Origin of the sequence: Micromonospora sp. WMMD723 (genome assembly GCF_049863385.1) — a bacterium.
GTDB lineage: Bacteria > Actinomycetota > Actinomycetes > Mycobacteriales > Micromonosporaceae > Micromonospora > Micromonospora wenchangensis.
On sequence record NZ_JBMKNR010000001.1, the window covers coordinates 3,618,113 to 3,636,851 of the forward strand.

Consider the following 18,739-nt stretch of genomic DNA (forward strand, 5'->3'; position numbering starts at 1 on the left):
GTGCCTGAAGTGACCGCTGTCAGTCTCGGTATGCCCGCCGTGCCGCCCCCGCCACTCGCCCCGCGCCGGGCCAGCCGCCAGATCATGGTCGGTTCGGTGCCCGTCGGTGGCGGTGCCCCCGTCTCGGTGCAGTCGATGACCACCACCCTCACCTCCGACGTCAACGCCACCCTCCAGCAGATCGCCGAGCTGACCGCGTCCGGCTGCCAGATCGTCCGGGTCGCCGTGCCCAGCCAGGACGACGTGGAGGCACTGCCGGCGATCGCGAAGAAGTCGCAGATCCCGGTGATCGCCGACATCCACTTCCAGCCGAAGTACGTCTTCGCCGCGATCGACGCCGGGTGCGCGGCCGTCCGGGTCAACCCGGGCAACATCCGCCAGTTCGACGACAAGGTCAGGGAGATCGCGGCAGCGGCCTCCGCCGCCGGTACGCCGATCCGGATCGGCGTCAACGCCGGCTCGCTGGACAAGCGGCTGCTCACCAAGTACGGCAAGGCCACCGCCGAGGCGCTCGTCGAGTCGGCGCTGTGGGAGTGCTCGCTGTTCGAGGAGCACGGCTTCCGGGACATCAAGATCTCGGTCAAGCACAACGACCCGGTGGTGATGATCCGGGCGTACCGTCAGCTCGCCGAGCAGTGCGACTATCCGCTGCACCTGGGGGTGACCGAGGCCGGCCCGGCGTTCCAGGGCACCATCAAGTCGGCCGTCGCCTTCGGGGCGCTGCTGGCCGAGGGCATCGGCGACACCATCCGGGTGTCGCTGTCGGCCCCGCCGGTCGAGGAGATCAAGGTCGGCAACCAGATCCTGGAGTCGCTGGGGCTGCGCGAGCGCGGGCTGGAGATCGTCTCCTGCCCGTCGTGCGGCCGGGCCCAGGTGGACGTCTACAAGCTCGCCGAGGAGGTCACCGCCGGCCTGGAGGGGCTGCCCGTCCCGCTGCGGGTCGCCGTGATGGGCTGCGTGGTGAACGGGCCGGGCGAGGCCCGCGAGGCCGACCTCGGCGTCGCCTCCGGCAACGGCAAGGGGCAGATCTTCGTCAAGGGGCAGGTCGTCAAGACCGTCCCCGAGGGGCAGATCGTCGAGACCCTGATCGAAGAGGCGCTGCGCATCGCCGACGAGATGGGCGCGGAGATCCCCGAGGAGCTGCGCGACCTGATCCCCGGCCCCACCGTCACCGTGCACTGATCCACCGTCGGAAAGGGCGGCCCTCCCGGTGGGGGGCCGCCCTTTCCGCGTACGCGGCGATTGTCGCCGGGATGCCTGGCGACCCGGGCCGGGGTCGTGGTGGCCCGGCTCGGGTCATGTGGTGGTCCGGGCCGGCACGGCGGGTTCGCCGTGCCGGGCCCGGACGTCGACGGTGGCCGGGGTGCCGGGTCGTGCCCGGCGGTCACTCGGATTCGGCGAGGATCGCGTACAGCTTGCGGCGGGTCTCGTCGAGCACCTGGGCGGCGCGTTCCCGCTGGTCGTCGGTGCCCGTCATCATCACCTGGCGCAGCGCGTGCATGGCCTGCGCGCCCGCGTCGCGGATGTCGTGCCAGCTGTTGACGGTGTCCTCGGCGAACTCGGCCCAGGGCGGGGTCTGCGCGGCCGTGGTGGCCTCCTCCCGGCCGGCGTCGGTCAGGTCGAACCGCTTGCGCCCGCCGCCGGCCGGATCGGTGCTGGCGGCGATGACGCCCTCGTCCTCCAGCAGTTGCAGCGTCGGGTAGATCGACCCCGGGCTGGGCCGCCAGGCCCCGCCGGTGCGGGAGTCGATCTCCTGGATCATCTCGTAGCCGTGCATCGGCCGCTCGGTGAGCAGGGCTAGCACGGCGGCCCGGACGTTGGGTCGGCGTCCCCGGCCCCGCCCCCGCCCGCCCCGGCCGCCGCCCCAGCCTCCGTGCCCGTGCGGGCCGGGGGGCATGGGCGGAAAGCCGAAGCCGCGCTGCCGGGCCTCCTGCAGTGCGTGGATCCGACGGTGGAATCCCATCGTGTCGTCCTTTCGTTGTGCTGTCGCTGATGCATCAACGATATATCGGCAATGTGTTGGCGACAAGTCCCTTGGCGGCTGTGCCGGTCGCCCGGCGAACCACCGCCCGGATCTGGCAGGCTGGTAACCGTGCTGACGGTGCCGGTACGCCAACTGGGAGAGTCGGAGCGGCGCGCCGTCGAGCGGCTGCTCGACCTCGACCCGTACGCGGGCGCGCAGGTCGCCGAGCGGGTCTCCGCACGCGGCCTGGCCTGGTGGCGGGCCGAGGGCCGGATCCTCGGCTACGGCACCCGCCGCAACCTGGAGTCGATCTGCTGGCTCGGCGGCAACCTCACCCCGATCCTCGCCACCGACTCCGCCGTCGCCGCCTTCGCCGAGCAGCTCTCCGGCGAGGAGCGGCTCTGCTCCTCCATCGTCGGACGGGCCGACGCGGTGCTCGGCCTCTGGGACCGGCTCGCCGACCACTGGGGGCCGGCCCGCGACGTCCGCCCCAACCAGCCGCTGCTGGCCACCGACACCCCGCCCGCCATCGCGGTCGACCCCGAGGTGCGCCGGGTCCGCCCCGACGAGGTGCACCTGCTCTTCCCCGCCGCGGTCGCCATGTACGCCGAGGAGGTCGGCGTCTCACCGCTGGCCGAGGACGGCGGCCGGGCCTACCGCCGACGGGTCGAGGACCTGGTCCGCGCCGGCCGGGCGTACGCCCGCATGGTCGACGGTGAGGTCGTGTTCAAGGCCGAGCTGGCGGTGGTGACCCGCCGTACCGCCCAGGTCCAGGGCGTCTGGGTGGCCCCCGCGTGGCGTGGACGCGGGATCGCGAGCGCCGCGATGGCCGCCGTGGTCCGCGACGCGCTGCTCCGGGTCGCCCCCACGGTCAGCCTCTACGTCAACGACTTCAACCGCCCCGCCCGCCGGGTCTACGAACGCTGCGGCTTCCACCGCGTGGGCACCCTCGCGACCATCCTCTTCTGACGATCCCGGCACTCCTGCTCCCCGGGCGCCCGCCCGCGTTCACCCGCCCGACTTCTCCGCCTCGTCCCGGTGATCAAGAGGTTTGCGTCAGTTGATCAAGAGGTTTGAGTCAACTTGAAGATCAATCTTGACGCAAACCTCTTGATCACCGGGGCAGGGCGGGGCGGGGGCAGGGCGGGGCGGGAGGCGGGTGGGGCCGGGTGCTGGGGTGGGGGAGTTGGGTGGGTCGGTGGTAAATGCGTTGAGGGGAGGGGGGCGGGGGGTCAGGCTGGGGGGTACCGCCACCCCGAGTCCCGGAGGGAATCTCCATGCGCCTGCTCCGTGATCTCTGGGCGTCCGCGCCACGCCGCGTGACGGTCGTGATCGTCCTCGTCGTCCTCGGTGCCGCCGGTCAGGCCGCCGCCTCGGCGGTCGCCGGCCCCGTGCTGGTGCACCGCTCGGCCGGTTGGTTCGCCGCCCTGGTCGTCGCGCTGGTCGTCGCGGTCTTCGGCGAGTTGGTGATCGCGCTGCTGATGGCGGGCATCACCGCCGACTGGTCCGCCGACGTGCGTCGCCGGCTCTGCCGGGTCGCCCTCGGGCAGGATCTGCCCACCCTGGAGGGCACCCCGGTCGGTGAACTGCTCGACCGGATCGACAACGACGTCTACCAGGTCGCCTCCGAGCTGCGGAACACCGGCGTACGGCTGGTCCAGGGGTTGGTGCTCTGCCTGCTCGCCACGGTCAGCGCGCTGTTCGTCTGGTGGCCGGCCGGGGTGGCGATGCTGCTGCTCACCGCGCTGCTCGTCGTGGTGCTGCGCCGTCCCACCGCCGCCATCGGCCCGGCCCGGATGTCCGAGGAGGAAGCCTGGTCGGACCTGGCCGCCGTGATGGAGGAGGCGGTGCACGGCCAGGACGACGTCCGCACCAGCCTCGCCCAGCCGTACGTGCTGCGGTTGTACGCCCGACGGGCCGCCGAGGTGCTGGCCCGCTGCCGCCGGGTCTTCCTGATGTCGGCGCGGGTCACCGCCTTCGCCGCCGGCACCATCCGGGTCGGGATCGCCGGGGTGGTGCTCGCCGGGGCGTGGGCGTTGACCACCGGCCGGATCGACGGTGCCCGGCTGACCGCGATCTGGCTGCTCGCGTTGAGCTTCGGCGCGACCGTCGAGCACCTCGCCCGCTGGGTGCCGCACCTGCAGTACGCGCTCGGCGCCTGGGCCCGGGTGCTGCTGCTCTCCGACGCCCGGCAGGAACCCTCAGGCGGGGCCACCCCCACCGACGGCGACCTGACCCTGCGCGGGCTCACCTTCCGCTACCCGGCCACCGGCGAGGACGAGCGGGAACCCGCGCTGCGCGACGTCCGGCTCAGCTTCGTCCGGGGCCGGTCGTACGCGCTGGTGGGGCGGACCGGTTCGGGCAAGTCGACGCTGGCCAAGGTGCTCACCCGGGCGGTCGAGGTGCCGCGCGGGACGGTGCTGCTCGGCGACACCGACCTGTGCGACCTGGACGTCGAGGAGCTGCGGCGCTGGATCGCGGTGGTGCCGCAGCGTACCGAGATCCTCGCCGGCACCCTCGCCGAGAACGTCGCCCTGTTCGACCCGGACCTGCTCGACGACGCGCCCCGCGCGCTGGCCGAGCTGGGGCTCACCGGGTGGGTCGCGGAGCTTCCCGACGGCATCCGGACCCGGCTGGGCGAGGGCGGCCACGTGCTCTCCGCCGGCCAGGAACAGCTGGTGGCGTTCGCCCGCATCCTGGTGCGCGACCCGCACGTGGTGATCCTCGACGAGGCCACCGCGCGGCTGGACCCGGTCACCGAGACCCGGGTACGCGAGGCGACCGAGCGTCTGCTCACCGACCGGATCGGCATCATCATCGCGCACCGGCTGTCGTCGGTGCGGCGCTGCGACGAGGTGGTGGTGATGGCCGACGGGGCGGTCCTGGAGGCGGGCCCGCTGCGTTCCTCGGCCCGTTTCGCCGAGCTGCTCGCCACCAGCCACGCCGCCGCGTACACCCCGGTCGGTGCGGGCCGGTCCGGCAGCCGGGGCGGACTGGACCTGCTCGACGGCCCGGCCACCGCCTGGCCGGACGCCGACGCGCCGGGCACCGCCTGGCCGGACGCCGACGCGCCGGGCACCGCCTGGCCGGACGCCGACGCGCCGTCCCCGGCCGGGCCGCCCGGCACCGGGTCGGGCGTCGACAAGCCGGGCGGTGACGGGCCGGGTCGGGCCGCTGCCGTGCGGGGGGCCGGGACGGCCGGGCGGGCGGCGGTGGCCGTACCGAAGGGGGACCCGCCGCCGCTGCCACCGCTACCGCCCGCGCGGACCATGCGGGAGATCCTGCGGCTGGGCCTGAACGACCCGCGCCTCGGCCTGCTGTCGGTCGGGCTGTTCATGGTGATCACCGTGCTCGGCCTCGACGGCGCGGTGCTGCCCTGGCTGTGGGCGGACGTCGTCGACGGCGGTGACCCGTGGCTGCCGGCGCTCGGTATCGCCGCCGCGCTGGTGGTGGTGCTGCCGCTGCCCTTCCTGACGAACCTGCGGTTCCCCCAGTGGTGGGTACGGCAGATGCTACGGATGAGCCTGCGGCTGGTGCACGGTCAGACCGGCCCGCGCCGCGCCAGCCGGCACACCCCGGCCGAGGTGGTGGCGCAGAGCGGGGACACCGAACGGGTCGTGCAGCTCGCCGACAACCTGATGGACCAGCTCATCGCCCTGGTGACGATGGTGACCATGACGCTGATCACGGGCAGTCTCGTGCCGGCGCTGTTCTTCGTGGGCACGATGGCCGTGTCCGGGCTCGCCGCCACCCTGTTCGGCCCCCGGTTGGAGCGTTCCGCGCGGGACACGGTGGCCGCCCGCGCCGCCTTCGCCACCGCGCTGGTCTCGTCGCTGTCGGCGGCCCGGACGGTCAAGCTCGCCGGGGCGACCCGGCCGGTGCTCGACCACCTCTCCGCACTGGACCTGGTGCGCAGCGACCGGCAGCGGCGGGAGATCGCCGCGCAGGTGTGGGCCCGCTCCACCCCCTCGGTGGCCAGCGGGCTGCTGCCGATCGCCGCGTGGGCGCTCTACCTCGGCGGGGGGCTCTCCGCCGGTGCCACCCTGGTCGCCGTCTCCACCCTCGGGGCGGCCCGCTGGTTCGCCTGGACCACCGCGTCCCTGGTCTCGCAGTATCCGTCGGCGCGGGTATGGACCCGGCGGACGGTGGCGATGACCGGGATCGGGGCGTACTCGGCGGAGGTGCCGGGGGTGGACATCGCCGCCGGTACCGCCCCCGCGCCGCAGCCGCCGCCGCGCCGGCCGCTGCGCCGCCTGGAGCTGGCCAACTTCGGGGCGCTGCACTCCGACGGCACCCTCGCCGTGCGGGACGTCGACCTGACCGTCGACCGGGGCCAACTGGTGCTGGTGGTGGGGCCGGTCGGGTCCGGCAAGTCGTCGCTGCTGCGGGCGCTGGCCGGGATCGTGCACCACGTCGGCGAGCTGCGGTGGAACGGCGAGCCGGTGACCGAGCCGGAGCTGTTCCTGCGTCCCCAGCAGGTCGGCTACGTCGGTCAGCTGCCCCGGGTGCTCTCCGGCACGGTCGCCGACAACATCGCCCTCGGGCACGACGTGGACGCCGCCGGGGCGGTCACCACCGCCCAACTGGAGCACGACCTGGCGGGCGGCGGCGGGCTGGGGCTGCTCATCGGGCACAAGGGCACCCGGTTGTCCGGTGGGCAGTTGCAGCGGCTGGCGTTGGCCCGGGCGCTCGCCCCGCGTACCGAACTGCTGGTGGCCGACGACGTGTCCTCCGCGCTGGACGTCACCACCGAGCTGGCGCTGTGGGCGGCGTTGCGGGGGCACGGGGTGACCGTGATCGGCTCCACCTCGAAACGGGCGGCGCTGGTCCGCGCCGACCACGTGGTGGTGCTGGTCGACGGCACGGTCGCCGCCCAGGGCCCGTGGCGGGAGCTGGAGGACGACTGGGGTCACCTGGCCGGCTGACCCCGCCGCCGTCGGGCCGCAGGACCGGGGAGGGTCGTCGTCGCCGCGGCGACGACAACCCTCCCCGCCGGAGTCACCGCGGGGCGGTGGGCCACGGTCAGAAGGCGCGGGCGTACGGGTCGGGCCAGTCGGGGGTGGCACCGAGCTTCCCGGCGGCCCGGCGCGGCCAGTACGGGTCGCGGAGCAGTTCCCGACCGAGCAGCACCAGGTCGGCCTCCCCGGCGGCGACGATCTGCTCGGCCTGCTCCGGCTCGACGATCAGGCCGACCGCACCGGTCGGCACGCCTGCCTCGCGGCGGATCCGCGCGGCCAGCGGCACCTGGTAGCCGGGTCCGACCGGGATGGCCGCCCGGGTCGACGCCCCGCCGGAGGAGGCGTCCACCAGGTCGACGCCGGTCGCGGCCAGTTCGGCGGCGAGGGCGACGCTGTCGTCGACCGTCCAGCCGCCGTCGACCCAGTCGGTGGCGGAGATCCGGGTGAGCACCGGCACCTGCTCGCCGACGGCGGCCCGGACCGCGCGGGCCACCTCCAGGGTGAGCCGCATCCGGGCGGCCCGGTCGCCGCCGTAGCCGTCGGTGCGGTGGTTGGTCAGCGGGGACAGGAACTCGTGCAGCAGGTAGCCGTGCGCGGCGTGGATCTCCACGACGGCGAAGCCGGCGTCGACGGCCCGGCCGGCGGCGGTGGCGAACGCGGACACCACCCCGGCGATACCGGTCCCGTCCAGCGCGGTCGGCTGCCGGTAGTCGGGCAGGAACGGCTCGGCCCCGGGGCCGACCGGCGTCCAGCCGCCCTCGGCGTCCGGTACCCCGCCGCGCCCGGCCGCCCACGGCCGGTAGGTGCTGGCCTTGAAGCCCGCGTGGGCGAGCTGCACGGCGGGCACCGCTCCCTGGGCGGCGATGAACGCGGTGACCGGCCGCCACGCGTCGACGTGCGCGTCGGACCAGATGCCCGTGTCCTGGGGGCTGATCCGCCCCTCGGGAACGACCGCGGTGGCCTCGGTGACGATCAGGCCGGCTCCGCCGACGGCCCGGGACCCGAGGTGCACCAGGTGCCAGTCCGTGGGCAGCCCGTCCGGGCCGGCGCTGTACTGGCACATCGGCGCGAGGGCGATCCGGTTGGGCAGGGTGACGCCGCGCAGGGCGAGTGGGGTGAACAGGGCACTCATGCGGGTGATCCTCCGGTACGGGCGGGTGGCGGTGCGGGGCGGGGCGCGGCGTCCGGGGAGCGCCCGGCCGATGCGCTCAGGCGGGTGCCGGTGCGAGGTCGTCGCGGCGGGCCGGCCGGTCGGCGGTTGCGTCGGCGTCGGTCTCGTCGGCGTCGGTCAGGTCGCGCCGTCCGGCGGTGGCGTAGGCGTCGCGGTCCAGGATGCCCTCGCGGGCGGCCACGATGGTCGGCACGACGGCCTGCCCGGCCACGTTGGTGGCGGTGCGGATCATGTCGAGGATCGGGTCGATCGCCAGCAGCAGGCCGGCCCCGGCCAGCGGCAGGCCCAACGTGCTCAGGGTCAGGGTCAGCATGACGATGGCACCGGTCAGGCCGGCGGTGGCGGCCGAGCCGACCACCGAGACGAAGGCGATCAGCAGGTAGTCGCCGACACCGAGGTCGACCCCGAAGACCTGGGCCACGAAGATCGCGGCGAGCGCCGGGTAGATCGCGGCGCAGCCGTCCATCTTGGTGGTGGCGCCGAAGGGCACCGCGAAGGAGGCGTACTCGCGGGGGACGCCGAGCCGCTCGACGGAACGCTGGGTCACCGGCATGGTGCCCACCGAGGAGCGGGACACGAAGGCCAGTTCGATCGCCGGCCAGGCCCCGGCGAAGAACCGCAGCGGGTTGAGCCGGCCGGCGGTGACCAGCAGCAGCGGGTAGACCACGAACAGGACGATCGCGCAGCCGACGTAGACGGCGGTGGTGAACTTCGCCAGCGGGGCCAGCAGGTCCCAGCCGTACGCGGCGACGGCGTGGCCGATCAGCCCGAGGGTGCCGATCGGGGCGAGCCGGATCACCCACCACAGCGCCTTCTGCACGATGGCCAGCACCGCGCGGTTGAGCGCGACGAACGGCTCGGCGGCCGCACCGACCAGCAGCGCGGCGGCACCGACGACCAGGGCGAGGAAGACGATCTGGAGCACGTTGCCCTCGACGAACGCGCCCACCGGGTTGGTCGGCACGATGCCGGTGAGGAAGTCGGTCCACGAGCCGGTGGTCTTCGGGGCGGTCGCCCCGCCGACGTCCAGGCTCACCCCCCGGCCCGGGTCGGTGAGCAGGCCGATGCCGATGCCGAGGCTCACCGCGATCAGCGCGGTGACGCCGAACCAGAGCAGCGTCTTCAGCGCCAGCCGGGCGGCGTTGGCCACCCCGCGCAGGCTGACCACGCTGACCACGATCGCGGTGAAGACCAGCGGCGGGACGGCCAGCTTGAGCAGTTGGACGAAGAGCCCGCCGACGGTGTCGAGGGTGCCGGCCAGCCAGCTCAGGTCGCCCTCACGGGCGAGGAAGCCCAGCGCCGCGCCGAGCACGAGGCCGAGCAGGATCTGGGCGGAGAAGGGGAATTTGCGCAGGGTGGAAGCCATCAGGGCGGGTCCAATGTCGGTAGGGGTCGGTCGGCGGGCAGCGTCAGGAGCGTGGCTGCGCCGGACAGACCCCACTGGCCTGCCGTCGGAGGTCGACGTACAGGCGCACGGTGAGGTGCCAGACATTGGTCATCGCCTGTCGACGCTACTCCCGGCCGACCGCGAGCTGGAAGGACCGCTCCGGGTGAGGCTCCTTACACGGAGGTTGTCGACCCGGTGACCCGTTCGTCACGTTCGACGTGCTCACGGGCGCGGGGCACGACGGGACCGGCCCGGTCGGCTGGCCCGTCAGCGGCCGGTCGGTGCCGGGCCAGCAGCAGCGCGGTGCACAGGCCCCAGCCGGCGCAGACCACCAGCAGCACCCGTTCCAGCCCGGCCACCAGGTCACCCCGGCCCACCGTCAGCAGGCCCAGCGCGACCGCCCCGGCCACCGGCAGGGCCAGCACCCCGGCGATCCGGGCCACCCGGCGCAGCCCCGCCGTCGCCGGCCGGAGGAACCCGACCACCAGCATGGCGAGCACGGTCACCCCGGCCGCCACGATGCTCGCCCCGGCGTGCACCAGGTCGGCCGGCGTCGCCGCCTCGAACGGCGGCAGCGGGCACCCGGCGCTGCACGTCACCGCGCCGGAGACCACGGTGCCGGCGGCGCCGGCCAGCAGCAGGCCGGCTGCGAGCCGCAGCGTCACCGGCAGCGCCGCGGCCAGTGACAGCAGCGCCGCGGCCAGGGCGAACACCCCCATCCGGTACGTCGAGGCGAAGGCGCTGTCGCTGACGCCCGCCTCGCTGACGTACCCGCGCCACGGGCCACCCGGGCCGGCCCCGACGGCGACGGTCACCGCGACCGCGCCGAGCAGCACGCAGCCGGCGGCGACCCGGCCGGCGACGGCGCGGGCGGCCTCAGGCACGGCCGTGCGGGGTGAGCCAGCCGGAGGTGTCCGGGCCCGTCGGCACCACCCCGGTGGGATTGATCTCACGGTGGGTGGCGTAGTAGTGCCGCTTGATGTGGTCGAAGTCGACCGTCCCGCCGAAACCCGGGGTCTGGAACAGGTCCCGGGCGTACGCCCAGAGCACCGGCATCTCGGTCAGCTTCTGCCTGTTGCACTTGAAGTGCCCGTGGTAGGCCACGTCGAAGCGGACCAGGGTGGTGAACAGCCGCACGTCCGCCTCGGTGATCGCGTCACCCATCAGGTACCGCTGACCGGCCAGCCGCTGCGACAACGCGTCCAGCCGGGCGAACAGCGCCGCGTACGCCTCGTCGTACGCCTGCTGGGAGGTGGCGAAGCCGCACCGGTACACGCCGTTGTTGACGTCGGTGTGGATCTCGGCCATCAACGCGTCCAGCTCCGGACGCAGCGCGACCGGGTAGAGGTCGGGCGCGTCCGGGGCGTGCAGGCGTCGCCACTCGGTGGAGAAGTCGAGAGTGAGCTGCGGATAGTCGTTGGTGACCACCCGGCCGGTGAGCGTGTCCACCAGCGCGGGCACGGTCACCCGGCCGGTGTAGTCCGGGTCGGTGGCCAGGTACGCCTCGGACAGGAACCCGACGCCCAGCACCGGGTCGAAGCCGTCCGGGTCGAGGGTGAACCGCCAGCCGCGTTCGTCGCGGATCGGGTCGACCGTGCCCAGCGAGATCACCCCGTCCAGGCCGAGCAGGCCCCGCACGATCATGGCCCGGTGCGCCCACGGGCAGGCCCGGCACCAGATCAGCCGGTACCGGCCGGCCGCAAGCGGCCAGCGTCCCTGCTCGTCCGGCCCACCGTCCTCGGGTGAGGTGGAGTGCGGGGTGACCCGGCCGGTGAACCGGTTGGGCTGGCGGACGAACGCCCCACCGCCGGAGGTCTCTGCGCTGAACTGGGGCCGGGTCATACCGCCAACCTATCCGGCGTCCGCCCGCCCGACCTGGTGTGCGACCCGGCGGGGGCGGCGTCCGGTACGGGCGCGGATATCCTGACGGCGGGCGTCCCCCGTGACCCGGGTGACGCCGGACCGCCAGCCCCTTCCCACCCCCGAAGGACGTGCGTCGATGAGCGTGGCCTACCTCGTGTCCGGAGTCCGTACCCCGATCGGCCGGTACGCCGGCGCGCTGGCCGGGGTGCGCCCCGACGACCTGGCCGCCCACGTGCTGCGCGAACTGGTCGCCCGGCACCCGGCGGTGGACTGGGCCCGGGTCGACGACGTGGTGCTGGGCTGCGCCAACCAGGCCGGTGAGGACAACCGCAACGTGGCCCGGATGGCGGCGCTGCTGGCCGGCCTGCCGCAGGAGGTGCCGGGCAGCACCGTCAACCGGCTCTGCGGCTCCGGCCTGGACGCGTTGGCGACCGCCGCCCGTGCCGTGGTGGCCGGGGAGGCCGACCTGGTGCTCGCCGGTGGCGTCGAGAGCATGAGCCGGGCGCCGTTCGTCATGCCGAAGGCGGCCACGCCGTATTCGCGGGCCGCCGAGGTGTACGACACCACCCTCGGCTGGCGGCTGGTCAACCCGCTGATGGAGGCGGGGTGGGGGATCGACTCGATGCCCGAGACGGCCGAGAACGTGGCCGCCGAGTTCGGCGTCGACCGGCGCGCGCAGGACGAGTTCGCGCTGCGTTCCCAGCAGCGGGCCGCCAAGGCGCAGGCCGACGGCCGGTTCGCCGAGGAGATCGTGCCGGTGACCGTGCCGGCCGGTCGCCGGGAGACGAAGCTGGTCGAGGTCGACGAGCACCCCCGGGAGACCTCGCTTGCGAAGCTGGCCGCACTGCCCACCCCGTTCCGGGCCGGCGGCACCGTCACCGCCGGCAACTCCTCAGGCGTCAACGACGGCGCGGTGGCCCTGCTGGTCGCGTCCGAGGCGGCGGTGGCCCGGTACGGCCTGAGCCCGCTCGCCCGGGTCAGCGGCGCGGCGGCGGCCGGCGTACCGCCCCGGATCATGGGGATCGGGCCGGTGCCGGCCACCCGTCGGCTGCTCGACCGGCTCGGCCTCGCCCTGGCCGACGTGGACGTGGTCGAGCTGAACGAGGCGTTCGCCGCGCAGGGGATCGCGGTGCTGCGCGAGCTGGGCCTGCCGGAGGACGCCGAGCACGTCAACCCGAACGGCGGGGCGATCGCCCTGGGGCATCCACTCGGGGCCAGCGGCGCCCGGCTGGCGTTGACCGCAGCCCTGGAACTGCGCCGCCGGGGCGGCCGGCGGGCCCTGGCGACCATGTGCGTCGGGGTGGGTCAGGGCATCGCCCTGGCGCTGGAATCCGTCGACTGACCCGGCCGGACGCGCCGCGGTGGCCTGGGGTGCGCGGGTCGACGCGCAGCGTGACGACGGTTCGCTCGGCGGGTCCGACCTGCCGGTCCCGGGCACAGATCGGGGTCGGCTGATCTCCCGCACCTGGGCGGACGGGCCTAGAGTGGTCAGCACCACACGATCCGCGGGTCGGCCGGTGCGGCTCCGCGTGCCCGCGCACGCCGTCGACACCGGTGCCCTCCCGCACCGCGGCGACGAACTGGGGGGCCAGGCAGAGATGCAGACGCCGGACGGACTTCCCGCCGAGATCGACCTGAGCCGGCCCAGCGCCGCCCGGGTCTACGACTACTTCCTCGGCGGCGCGCACAACTTCGAGATCGACAGGCGGCTCGCCGAGCAGATCGCCGGCATGACCCCGAACCTCGCGGCCACCATGCGCTCCGGCCGGGAGTTCCTGCGCCGCGCCGTCCGGGCGCTGCTCGACGCCGGCATCGACCAGTTCCTCGACATCGGCTCGGGCATCCCCACCGTCGGCAACGTCCACGAGGTCGCCCAGGCCGCCGACCCGCAGGCCCGGATCGTCTACGTCGACATCGACCCGGTCGCCGTGGCGCACAGCCGCGAACTGCTCACCGGAAACGACCGGGCCGTCGCCGTGCACGCCGACCTGCGGGAACCGAAGCTGATCCTGGACGAGGCCCGGTCCAGCGGCCTGATCGACTTCGACCGTCCGCTGGGCATCCTGCTCGCCGGGGTGGTGCACTTCGTCCCCGACGCCGACCGCCCGGCCGACATCCTCGCCACCCTGCGGGCCGCCGCCGCACCCGGCAGCTTCCTGGTCATCTCCCACTCCACCTTCGAGGACCAGCCCCAGGAGATGCTCGACGCGCAGCGGCTCTCGGCCCGCACCGACACCGAGATCACCCTGCGGTCCCGCGCCGAGATCACCGGCTTCTTCGGTGACTGGACGCTGCTTGAGCCAGGTGTGGTGCACATGCCGCTGTGGCGGCCCGACTCCCCGTCCGACGTGGACGAGCACCCCGAGCGGTTCGGGGCGTTCGGCGGCGTCGCCCGGTACGACCGACCCGCCGGCTGAGCCGACCATGTCCGCCGTTCCGGACCCCGGCGGCACCGACGCGTCCCGTCCGGGCGCGCAGGCCTACGCCGCCGACTGGGCACGGGCGGTACGCCGGCTCGGGTTCGTGCCGATGAGCACGGACGAGACCGAGCGGCTGCTGCTGACGCACACCGTACGGCTGGCGCAGACCCTGCTCGCCGAGGAGTTCTCCGCCGCCCCGGCGGAGGAGGTGGGCCGGGCGCTGGTGGAGGCGCACCTGACCGAACCGCGCATCCTGGACTGGTCGGTACGGGCGCTCGGTGACCAGTTGCCACAGCGGGTGCTGCCTCCCGACGACCTGCCGCCCGACCTGCCCGTCCGGGTGGCCGCCCTGCAGGGTGGGCTGGCCGCCGGGTTCGGCCGGGCGCTGCGCGACCGCACCTTCAGCCAGCAGGAGCGGATCGCCCGGTCGGCCTGGCAGGCGCGGGATTCGGTGGAACGGGCGCTGCGCGACAGCGAGGCGCGGTTCCGGGCGGTCTTCACCGGTGCGGTCATCGGCATCGGGCTCGCCGGCATCGACGGTCAGATCATCGACGTCAACCAGTCCTTCGCCGACATGCTCGGCTACACCCCGGAGGAGCTGCGGCAGACCAACGTCGCGGCGCTGTTCCACCCCGACGACGCGGCCGGGATGTGGGAGATGTACCAGGAGCTGATCGAGGGCAAGCACGACAGCGTCCGGGTGGAGAAGCGCTACTACCGCAAGGACGGCAGTGTCGTCCTGACCGACCTGGCCGTCTCGCTGATCCGGCACGACGACGGCCGCCCCCGGTTCACGGTCGCCATGATCGAGGACATCACCCAGCGGTACGAACTCCAGCAGCGGCTGCGGTTCCAGGCCCTGCACGACCCGCTCACCGGCCTGCCCAACCGGACGCTGTTCTTCGAGCGACTCGGCCAGGTCTTCGCCGACGCCGGGCCCGAGCAGCGGATCGGCGTCTGCTTCCTCGACCTGGACGGCTTCAAGGCGGTCAACGACAGCCTCGGCCACGACCTCGGCGACCGGCTGCTGGTCACCATCGCCCGGCGGCTGTCCGACTGCGTCATCGGCCAGGGGCACCTGGTGGCCCGGATGGGTGGCGACGAGTTCGTCATCCTGGTCAACGGCGGCGAGGGCATCGACGACGCGGTCGGTGTCGCCGAGTTGGCGCTCGCCGCGGTGGCCGCGCCGGTGCTCGTCGGCGACCACCAGCTCGCCGTGTCGGCGAGCGTCGGGGTGGTCGAGTGCCCGGCCAGCGAGACCAGCGTGTCCGAGCTGATGAAGGCCGCCGACACCACGCTGTACTGGGCGAAGGCGGAGGGCCGGGGCCGCTGGGCGGTGTACGACCCGGAGCGCAGCGCCGCCGACATCGCCCGGTCCGCGCTGGCGGCGGGCCTGCCGGCGGCACTGGACCGGGGCGAGTTCGTGGTCCACTACCAGCCGATCGTGTCCCTGCTGGACGGCTCGATGCTCGCGGTGGAGGCGCTGGTGCGCTGGTCCCACCCGGAGCTGGGCCTGGTCGGCCCGGACCGGTTCATCGGCCTGGCCGAGGAGACCGGGCTGATCGTCAGGCTGGGCGAGTGGGTGCTGCGGCAGGCGTGCCGCGACGCCCGCGCCTGGCACCGCGAGTTCCCGGAGGCGAAGCTGGTGGTCAGCGTCAACCTGGCCGCCCGGCAGGCCGACGACCCGGCCATCGTGGACACCGTCGCGAGCGCGCTGAGCCGCAGCGGCCTGCCGGCGGAGCTGTTGCAGCTGGAGCTGACCGAGAGCGCCGTGATGGGCACCGCCGGGGAGCCGTTACGGTCGTTGTACCGGTTGGCGGATCTGGGCGTACGGCTGGCCATCGACGACTTCGGCACCGGCTACTCCAACCTGGCGTACCTGCGGCGGTTGCCGATCCACTGCCTGAAGCTGGCCGGCCCGTTCGTCGAGGGCATCCGGGGTGACGGCGGCGACTCGTCACCCGACCACCGGGACGAGCGGATCGTCGACGCCCTGGTCCGGTTGGCGCACGCGCTGGAACTGTCCGTGACCGCCGAGGCGGTGGAGACCGGGGAGCAGGCCGAACGGTTGCGGGCGTTGCGCTGCGACACCGGCCAGGGCCGCTGGTTCGGCCCGCCGGCCCCGGCCGACCAGATCACCGCCCGGCTACGCGGGGAGCCGACGGAGTGACCTGCCCCCGGCCGGTTCGGGGGCGTCGTCGGCGGCGCGGTGGTGACCGGGGCGTGGTCGGTAATGGGGGCGTGGTCGTTCGGGGTGGGGTGGCCGGAGGCGGCCGGTCGGGTACGGGTGGCCGGCGGGGAGCCCGGTGCTCTGGCATGGTGACGACGTGGCCGGGACGGGACCGGGTGGGGGAGAGGTGGCGGGGTGAGCCTGACCGACGGTGAGGCGGCGTTCTCGGTGATCGCGGCGATCGCGATCGTCGCCGGGTTGGCCGGGGTGGTGGTCCCCGGCCTGCCGGCGCTGCCGCTGTGCTGGGGCGGGGTGCTGCTCTGGGCGCTCTTCGGCGGTGCCGGGCCGGGACGCTGGGCGGTGCTCGCCGCCGCCACCGTGGTCGCCGCCGCCGGTGCGGTGATCAAGTACGCCTGGCCGGGGCGCAACCTCAAGCGCACCGGGGTGCCCACCTCGTCGCTGCTCGTCGGGGGTCTGCTCGGGCTGGTCGGGTTCTTCGTCATCCCGGTGATCGGCCTGGTGATCGGTTTCGTCGGCGGGGTGTGGGGGGCCGAACGGCTGCGGCTGGGCAGCAACCAGCTCGCCTGGCCGGCGACCGTGCAGGCGTTGAAGGCGGCCGGCCTGTCGATGCTGGTGGAGTTCCTGGCCGGCCTGGCGGTCGCCGCCCTCTGGGTGGCCGGCCTCCTGTTCACCTGACCCGGGCCGAGCCTCCCCTGATCGACTCATCTGGGCCGCTGTTGCGGTATCCGGCCGCCGGGACACCGCAACATCGGCCCAGGCGAGTGGATCAAGGTTGGGCGGGTGGCGGGGCGGGACGCCCGTCGGGTACGGCACGACGCCGTACGTGAGAGAGAGGTGGGCGTCCCGCGCCGCCGTGGTGCCGGGCTCCTGCCGAGCGCCCGGCGTCGGCCCGTCGCGATCGGGCCTGGTCACGGGCTCAAGCATGCGTCGGTGCCGGGCCCGGGGCAACTCGATTACCGCCCGCCGGGGCGACCTGACCACTGCCGCCCGGGGCGACGCGAATTAACGAGTTCGGCACCGGCGACGGATTGACCGTCGTGATCGGCGGGACGAGACTCGGGCGCACCCGGGGATCACCCGGGCAGTACCGGGTACCACCTCAGGGAGGTGTGCTGTGGCCACAACGCCCCCGCCGACCACCGGGCAACCGCCGACCGCCGGGAACGGGCAACCGTCGACCGCCGGGCAACCGCACGCGCCGGACGACGACGCCCGACGACTCGCCGAACTCGGCTACCAGCAGGAGTTGCACCGCACGTGGAGCGGCTTCTCCAACTTCGCCATCTCGTTCTCGATCATCTCGATCCTGGCCGGCTGTTTCACCACCTTCGGGCAGGCGTGGAACAACGGCGGGCCGGTCGCCATCTCCTGGGGCTGGCCGCTGATCTCGCTGTTCATCCTGATCATCGGGTTCTGTCTGGCCGAACTGGTCTCGGCGTACCCGACGGCCGGGGGGATCTACTGGTGGGCGGCGAAGATGGGCCGGCCGGTGCACGGCTGGTTCACCGGCTGGCTCAACCTGATCGGCCTGGTCGCCGTCACCGCGTCGGTGGACTACGGCTGCGCCACCTTCCTCAACCTCACCCTGTCGGCGCTCTTCGACGGGTGGGAGGGGACGCTGCGGCAGGCGTTCCTGCTGTTCGTGATCATCCTGGCCCTGCACGGGCTGATCAACATCTTCGGGCACCGGATCATCGACGTACTCCAGAACGTGTCGGTCTGGTGGCACGTGGCCGGCGCCGCCGCCGTGGTGGCCATCCTGCTGCTGGTGCCCGACCGGCACCAGAGCTTCCAGTTCGTGTTCACCGAGCGGTTCAACAACTCCGGGTTCGGTGACGGCGACACCGGCGGGTTGACGTTCTGGTTCTATGTGCTGCCGCTGGGATTCCTGCTCACCCAGTACACGATCACCGGATTCGACGCCTGCGCGCACGTGTCCGAGGAGACCCGGGGCGCGTCCCAGGCCGCCGCCAAGGGGCTGTGGCGGTCGATCTTCTATTCGGCGGTGGGCGGGTGGATCCTGCTGCTGGCGTTCCTGTTCGCCGCCACCGACGTGGACGCGATCAACGCGGCCGGCGGATTCTCCGGTGCCATCTTCGAATCCGCGTTGACCCCGTTCTTCTTCAAGACGGTCATCATCATCTCCACCATCGGGCAGTTCTTCTGCGGAATGAGTTGCGTGACCTCGATGAGCCGGATGACGTACGCGTTCAGCCGGGACCGGGCGGTGCCCGGCTGGCGGTTGTGGTCGAAGGTCGACCGCAACGGCACCCCGGCCAACGCGATCATCGGGGCGACCCTGGCCGGCCTGGTGCTCACCCTGCCGGCGCTCTACCAGAGCGACGGCGTCCCGGTCGCCTTCTACGCGGTGGTGTCGGTGGCGGTGATCGGCCTCTACCTGTCCTTCGTCATCCCGATCGCGCTGCGGCTGAGGATGGGCGACCGGTTCGAGCCGGGGCCGTGGACGCTCGGCCGCAAGTACAAGCTGTTCGGCTGGATCGCGGTGGTCGAGATCGTGATCATCTCGGTCTACTTCGTGCTGCCGATCGTGCCGGCCGGGGTGCCCGGCAACCCGGAGTTCAGCTGGTCGGCGGTGAACTACGCGCCGCTGGCCGTCGGCGGGGTGCTGCTCGGGGTGGGCATCTGGTGGTACGCCTCGGCCCGGAAGTGGTTCACCGGGCCCCGCCGTACGGTCGACGTGCCGGTGGCACCGACGGCGGACGCCGCACGGGTCGACGGGCCGGCCTGACCACCAGCCCTCCGGGGCGACCACGGACAGCCCCCGG

Annotated in this window: 13 protein-coding genes; 8 read left to right on the forward strand and 5 right to left on the reverse strand. The window is 73.7% G+C overall.

Annotated features, from left to right (window positions below; translation table 11 throughout):
* The first annotated feature begins 9 nt into the window (after window positions 1–9).
* Entirely contained in the window at window positions 10–1,182 is a 1,173-nt protein-coding gene (gene ispG / locus ACN261_RS16370; protein WP_204923860.1) for a flavodoxin-dependent (E)-4-hydroxy-3-methylbut-2-enyl-diphosphate synthase, read from the forward strand.
* 202 nt (window positions 1,183–1,384) lie between these two features.
* Here the strand turns inward: ispG and ACN261_RS16375 are convergent, their stop codons facing one another.
* Window positions 1,385–1,963: a PadR family transcriptional regulator gene (locus ACN261_RS16375; protein ID WP_421489103.1), complete on the reverse strand. Its 579-nt coding sequence runs from the start codon at window positions 1,961–1,963 to the stop codon at window positions 1,385–1,387.
* A 129-nt stretch (window positions 1,964–2,092) separates the two neighbouring features.
* On the opposite strand from ACN261_RS16375, the gene ACN261_RS16380 reads away from it, so the two are divergent.
* Together ACN261_RS16380 and ACN261_RS16385 are read left to right on the forward strand one after the other, a co-directional pair.
* On the forward strand, window positions 2,093–2,932 hold the full coding sequence (locus ACN261_RS16380) for a GNAT family N-acetyltransferase (protein ID WP_421486200.1): 840 nt from the start codon (window positions 2,093–2,095) through the stop codon (window positions 2,930–2,932).
* Window positions 2,933–3,240: 308 nt separating this feature from the next.
* Window positions 3,241–6,888 (forward strand): ATP-binding cassette domain-containing protein, encoded by a 3,648-nt coding sequence (locus ACN261_RS16385; protein WP_425850922.1) that lies wholly within the window; start codon window positions 3,241–3,243, stop codon window positions 6,886–6,888.
* 97 nt (window positions 6,889–6,985) lie between these two features.
* On the opposite strand, the gene ACN261_RS16390 is transcribed toward ACN261_RS16385, so the two are convergent.
* The 4 genes from ACN261_RS16390 to ACN261_RS16405 all read right to left on the reverse strand — a co-directional run bounded on the left by ACN261_RS16390 (window position 6,986) and on the right by ACN261_RS16405 (window position 11,321).
* The gene (locus tag ACN261_RS16390; protein WP_421486204.1) at window positions 6,986–8,053 is read right to left on the reverse strand and encodes an NADH:flavin oxidoreductase/NADH oxidase; all 1,068 of its coding nucleotides are present in this window, start codon (window positions 8,051–8,053) and stop codon (window positions 6,986–6,988) included.
* A 76-nt stretch (window positions 8,054–8,129) separates the two neighbouring features.
* Window positions 8,130–9,446 carry a dicarboxylate/amino acid:cation symporter gene (locus ACN261_RS16395; RefSeq protein WP_425853610.1) on the reverse strand — a complete coding sequence of 439 codons (1,317 nt, stop codon included), beginning with the start codon at window positions 9,444–9,446 and terminating at the stop codon, window positions 8,130–8,132.
* 206 nt (window positions 9,447–9,652) lie between these two features.
* Window positions 9,653–10,363 (reverse strand): DUF998 domain-containing protein, encoded by a 711-nt coding sequence (locus tag ACN261_RS16400; protein WP_421486205.1) that lies wholly within the window; start codon window positions 10,361–10,363, stop codon window positions 9,653–9,655.
* Window positions 10,356–11,321, reverse strand: coding sequence for a glutathione S-transferase family protein (locus ACN261_RS16405; RefSeq protein WP_421486206.1), 966 nt, complete (start codon window positions 11,319–11,321; stop codon window positions 10,356–10,358). Before ACN261_RS16405 ends, ACN261_RS16400 begins: the two co-directional genes overlap by 8 nt.
* A gap of 157 nt (window positions 11,322–11,478) precedes the next feature.
* Here ACN261_RS16405 and pcaF point away from each other — a divergent pair, with 157 nt between their 5' ends.
* The 5 genes from pcaF to ACN261_RS16430 all read left to right on the forward strand — a co-directional run bounded on the left by pcaF (window position 11,479) and on the right by ACN261_RS16430 (window position 18,702).
* Window positions 11,479–12,684: a 3-oxoadipyl-CoA thiolase gene (gene pcaF, locus ACN261_RS16410; RefSeq protein WP_425850925.1), complete on the forward strand. Its 1,206-nt coding sequence runs from the start codon at window positions 11,479–11,481 to the stop codon at window positions 12,682–12,684.
* A gap of 187 nt (window positions 12,685–12,871) precedes the next feature.
* On the forward strand, window positions 12,872–13,759 hold the full coding sequence (locus tag ACN261_RS16415; protein ID WP_421487025.1) for an SAM-dependent methyltransferase: 888 nt from the start codon (window positions 12,872–12,874) through the stop codon (window positions 13,757–13,759).
* 7 nt (window positions 13,760–13,766) lie between these two features.
* Window positions 13,767–15,932, forward strand: coding sequence for a putative bifunctional diguanylate cyclase/phosphodiesterase (locus ACN261_RS16420; protein ID WP_421486209.1), 2,166 nt, complete (start codon window positions 13,767–13,769; stop codon window positions 15,930–15,932).
* A gap of 195 nt (window positions 15,933–16,127) precedes the next feature.
* Window positions 16,128–16,628 (forward strand): DUF456 domain-containing protein, encoded by a 501-nt coding sequence (locus ACN261_RS16425; RefSeq protein WP_425850928.1) that lies wholly within the window; start codon window positions 16,128–16,130, stop codon window positions 16,626–16,628.
* A gap of 439 nt (window positions 16,629–17,067) precedes the next feature.
* Window positions 17,068–18,702, forward strand: coding sequence for an amino acid permease (locus ACN261_RS16430; protein WP_425850930.1), 1,635 nt, complete (start codon window positions 17,068–17,070; stop codon window positions 18,700–18,702).
* Window positions 18,703–18,739: the final 37 nt, after the last annotated feature.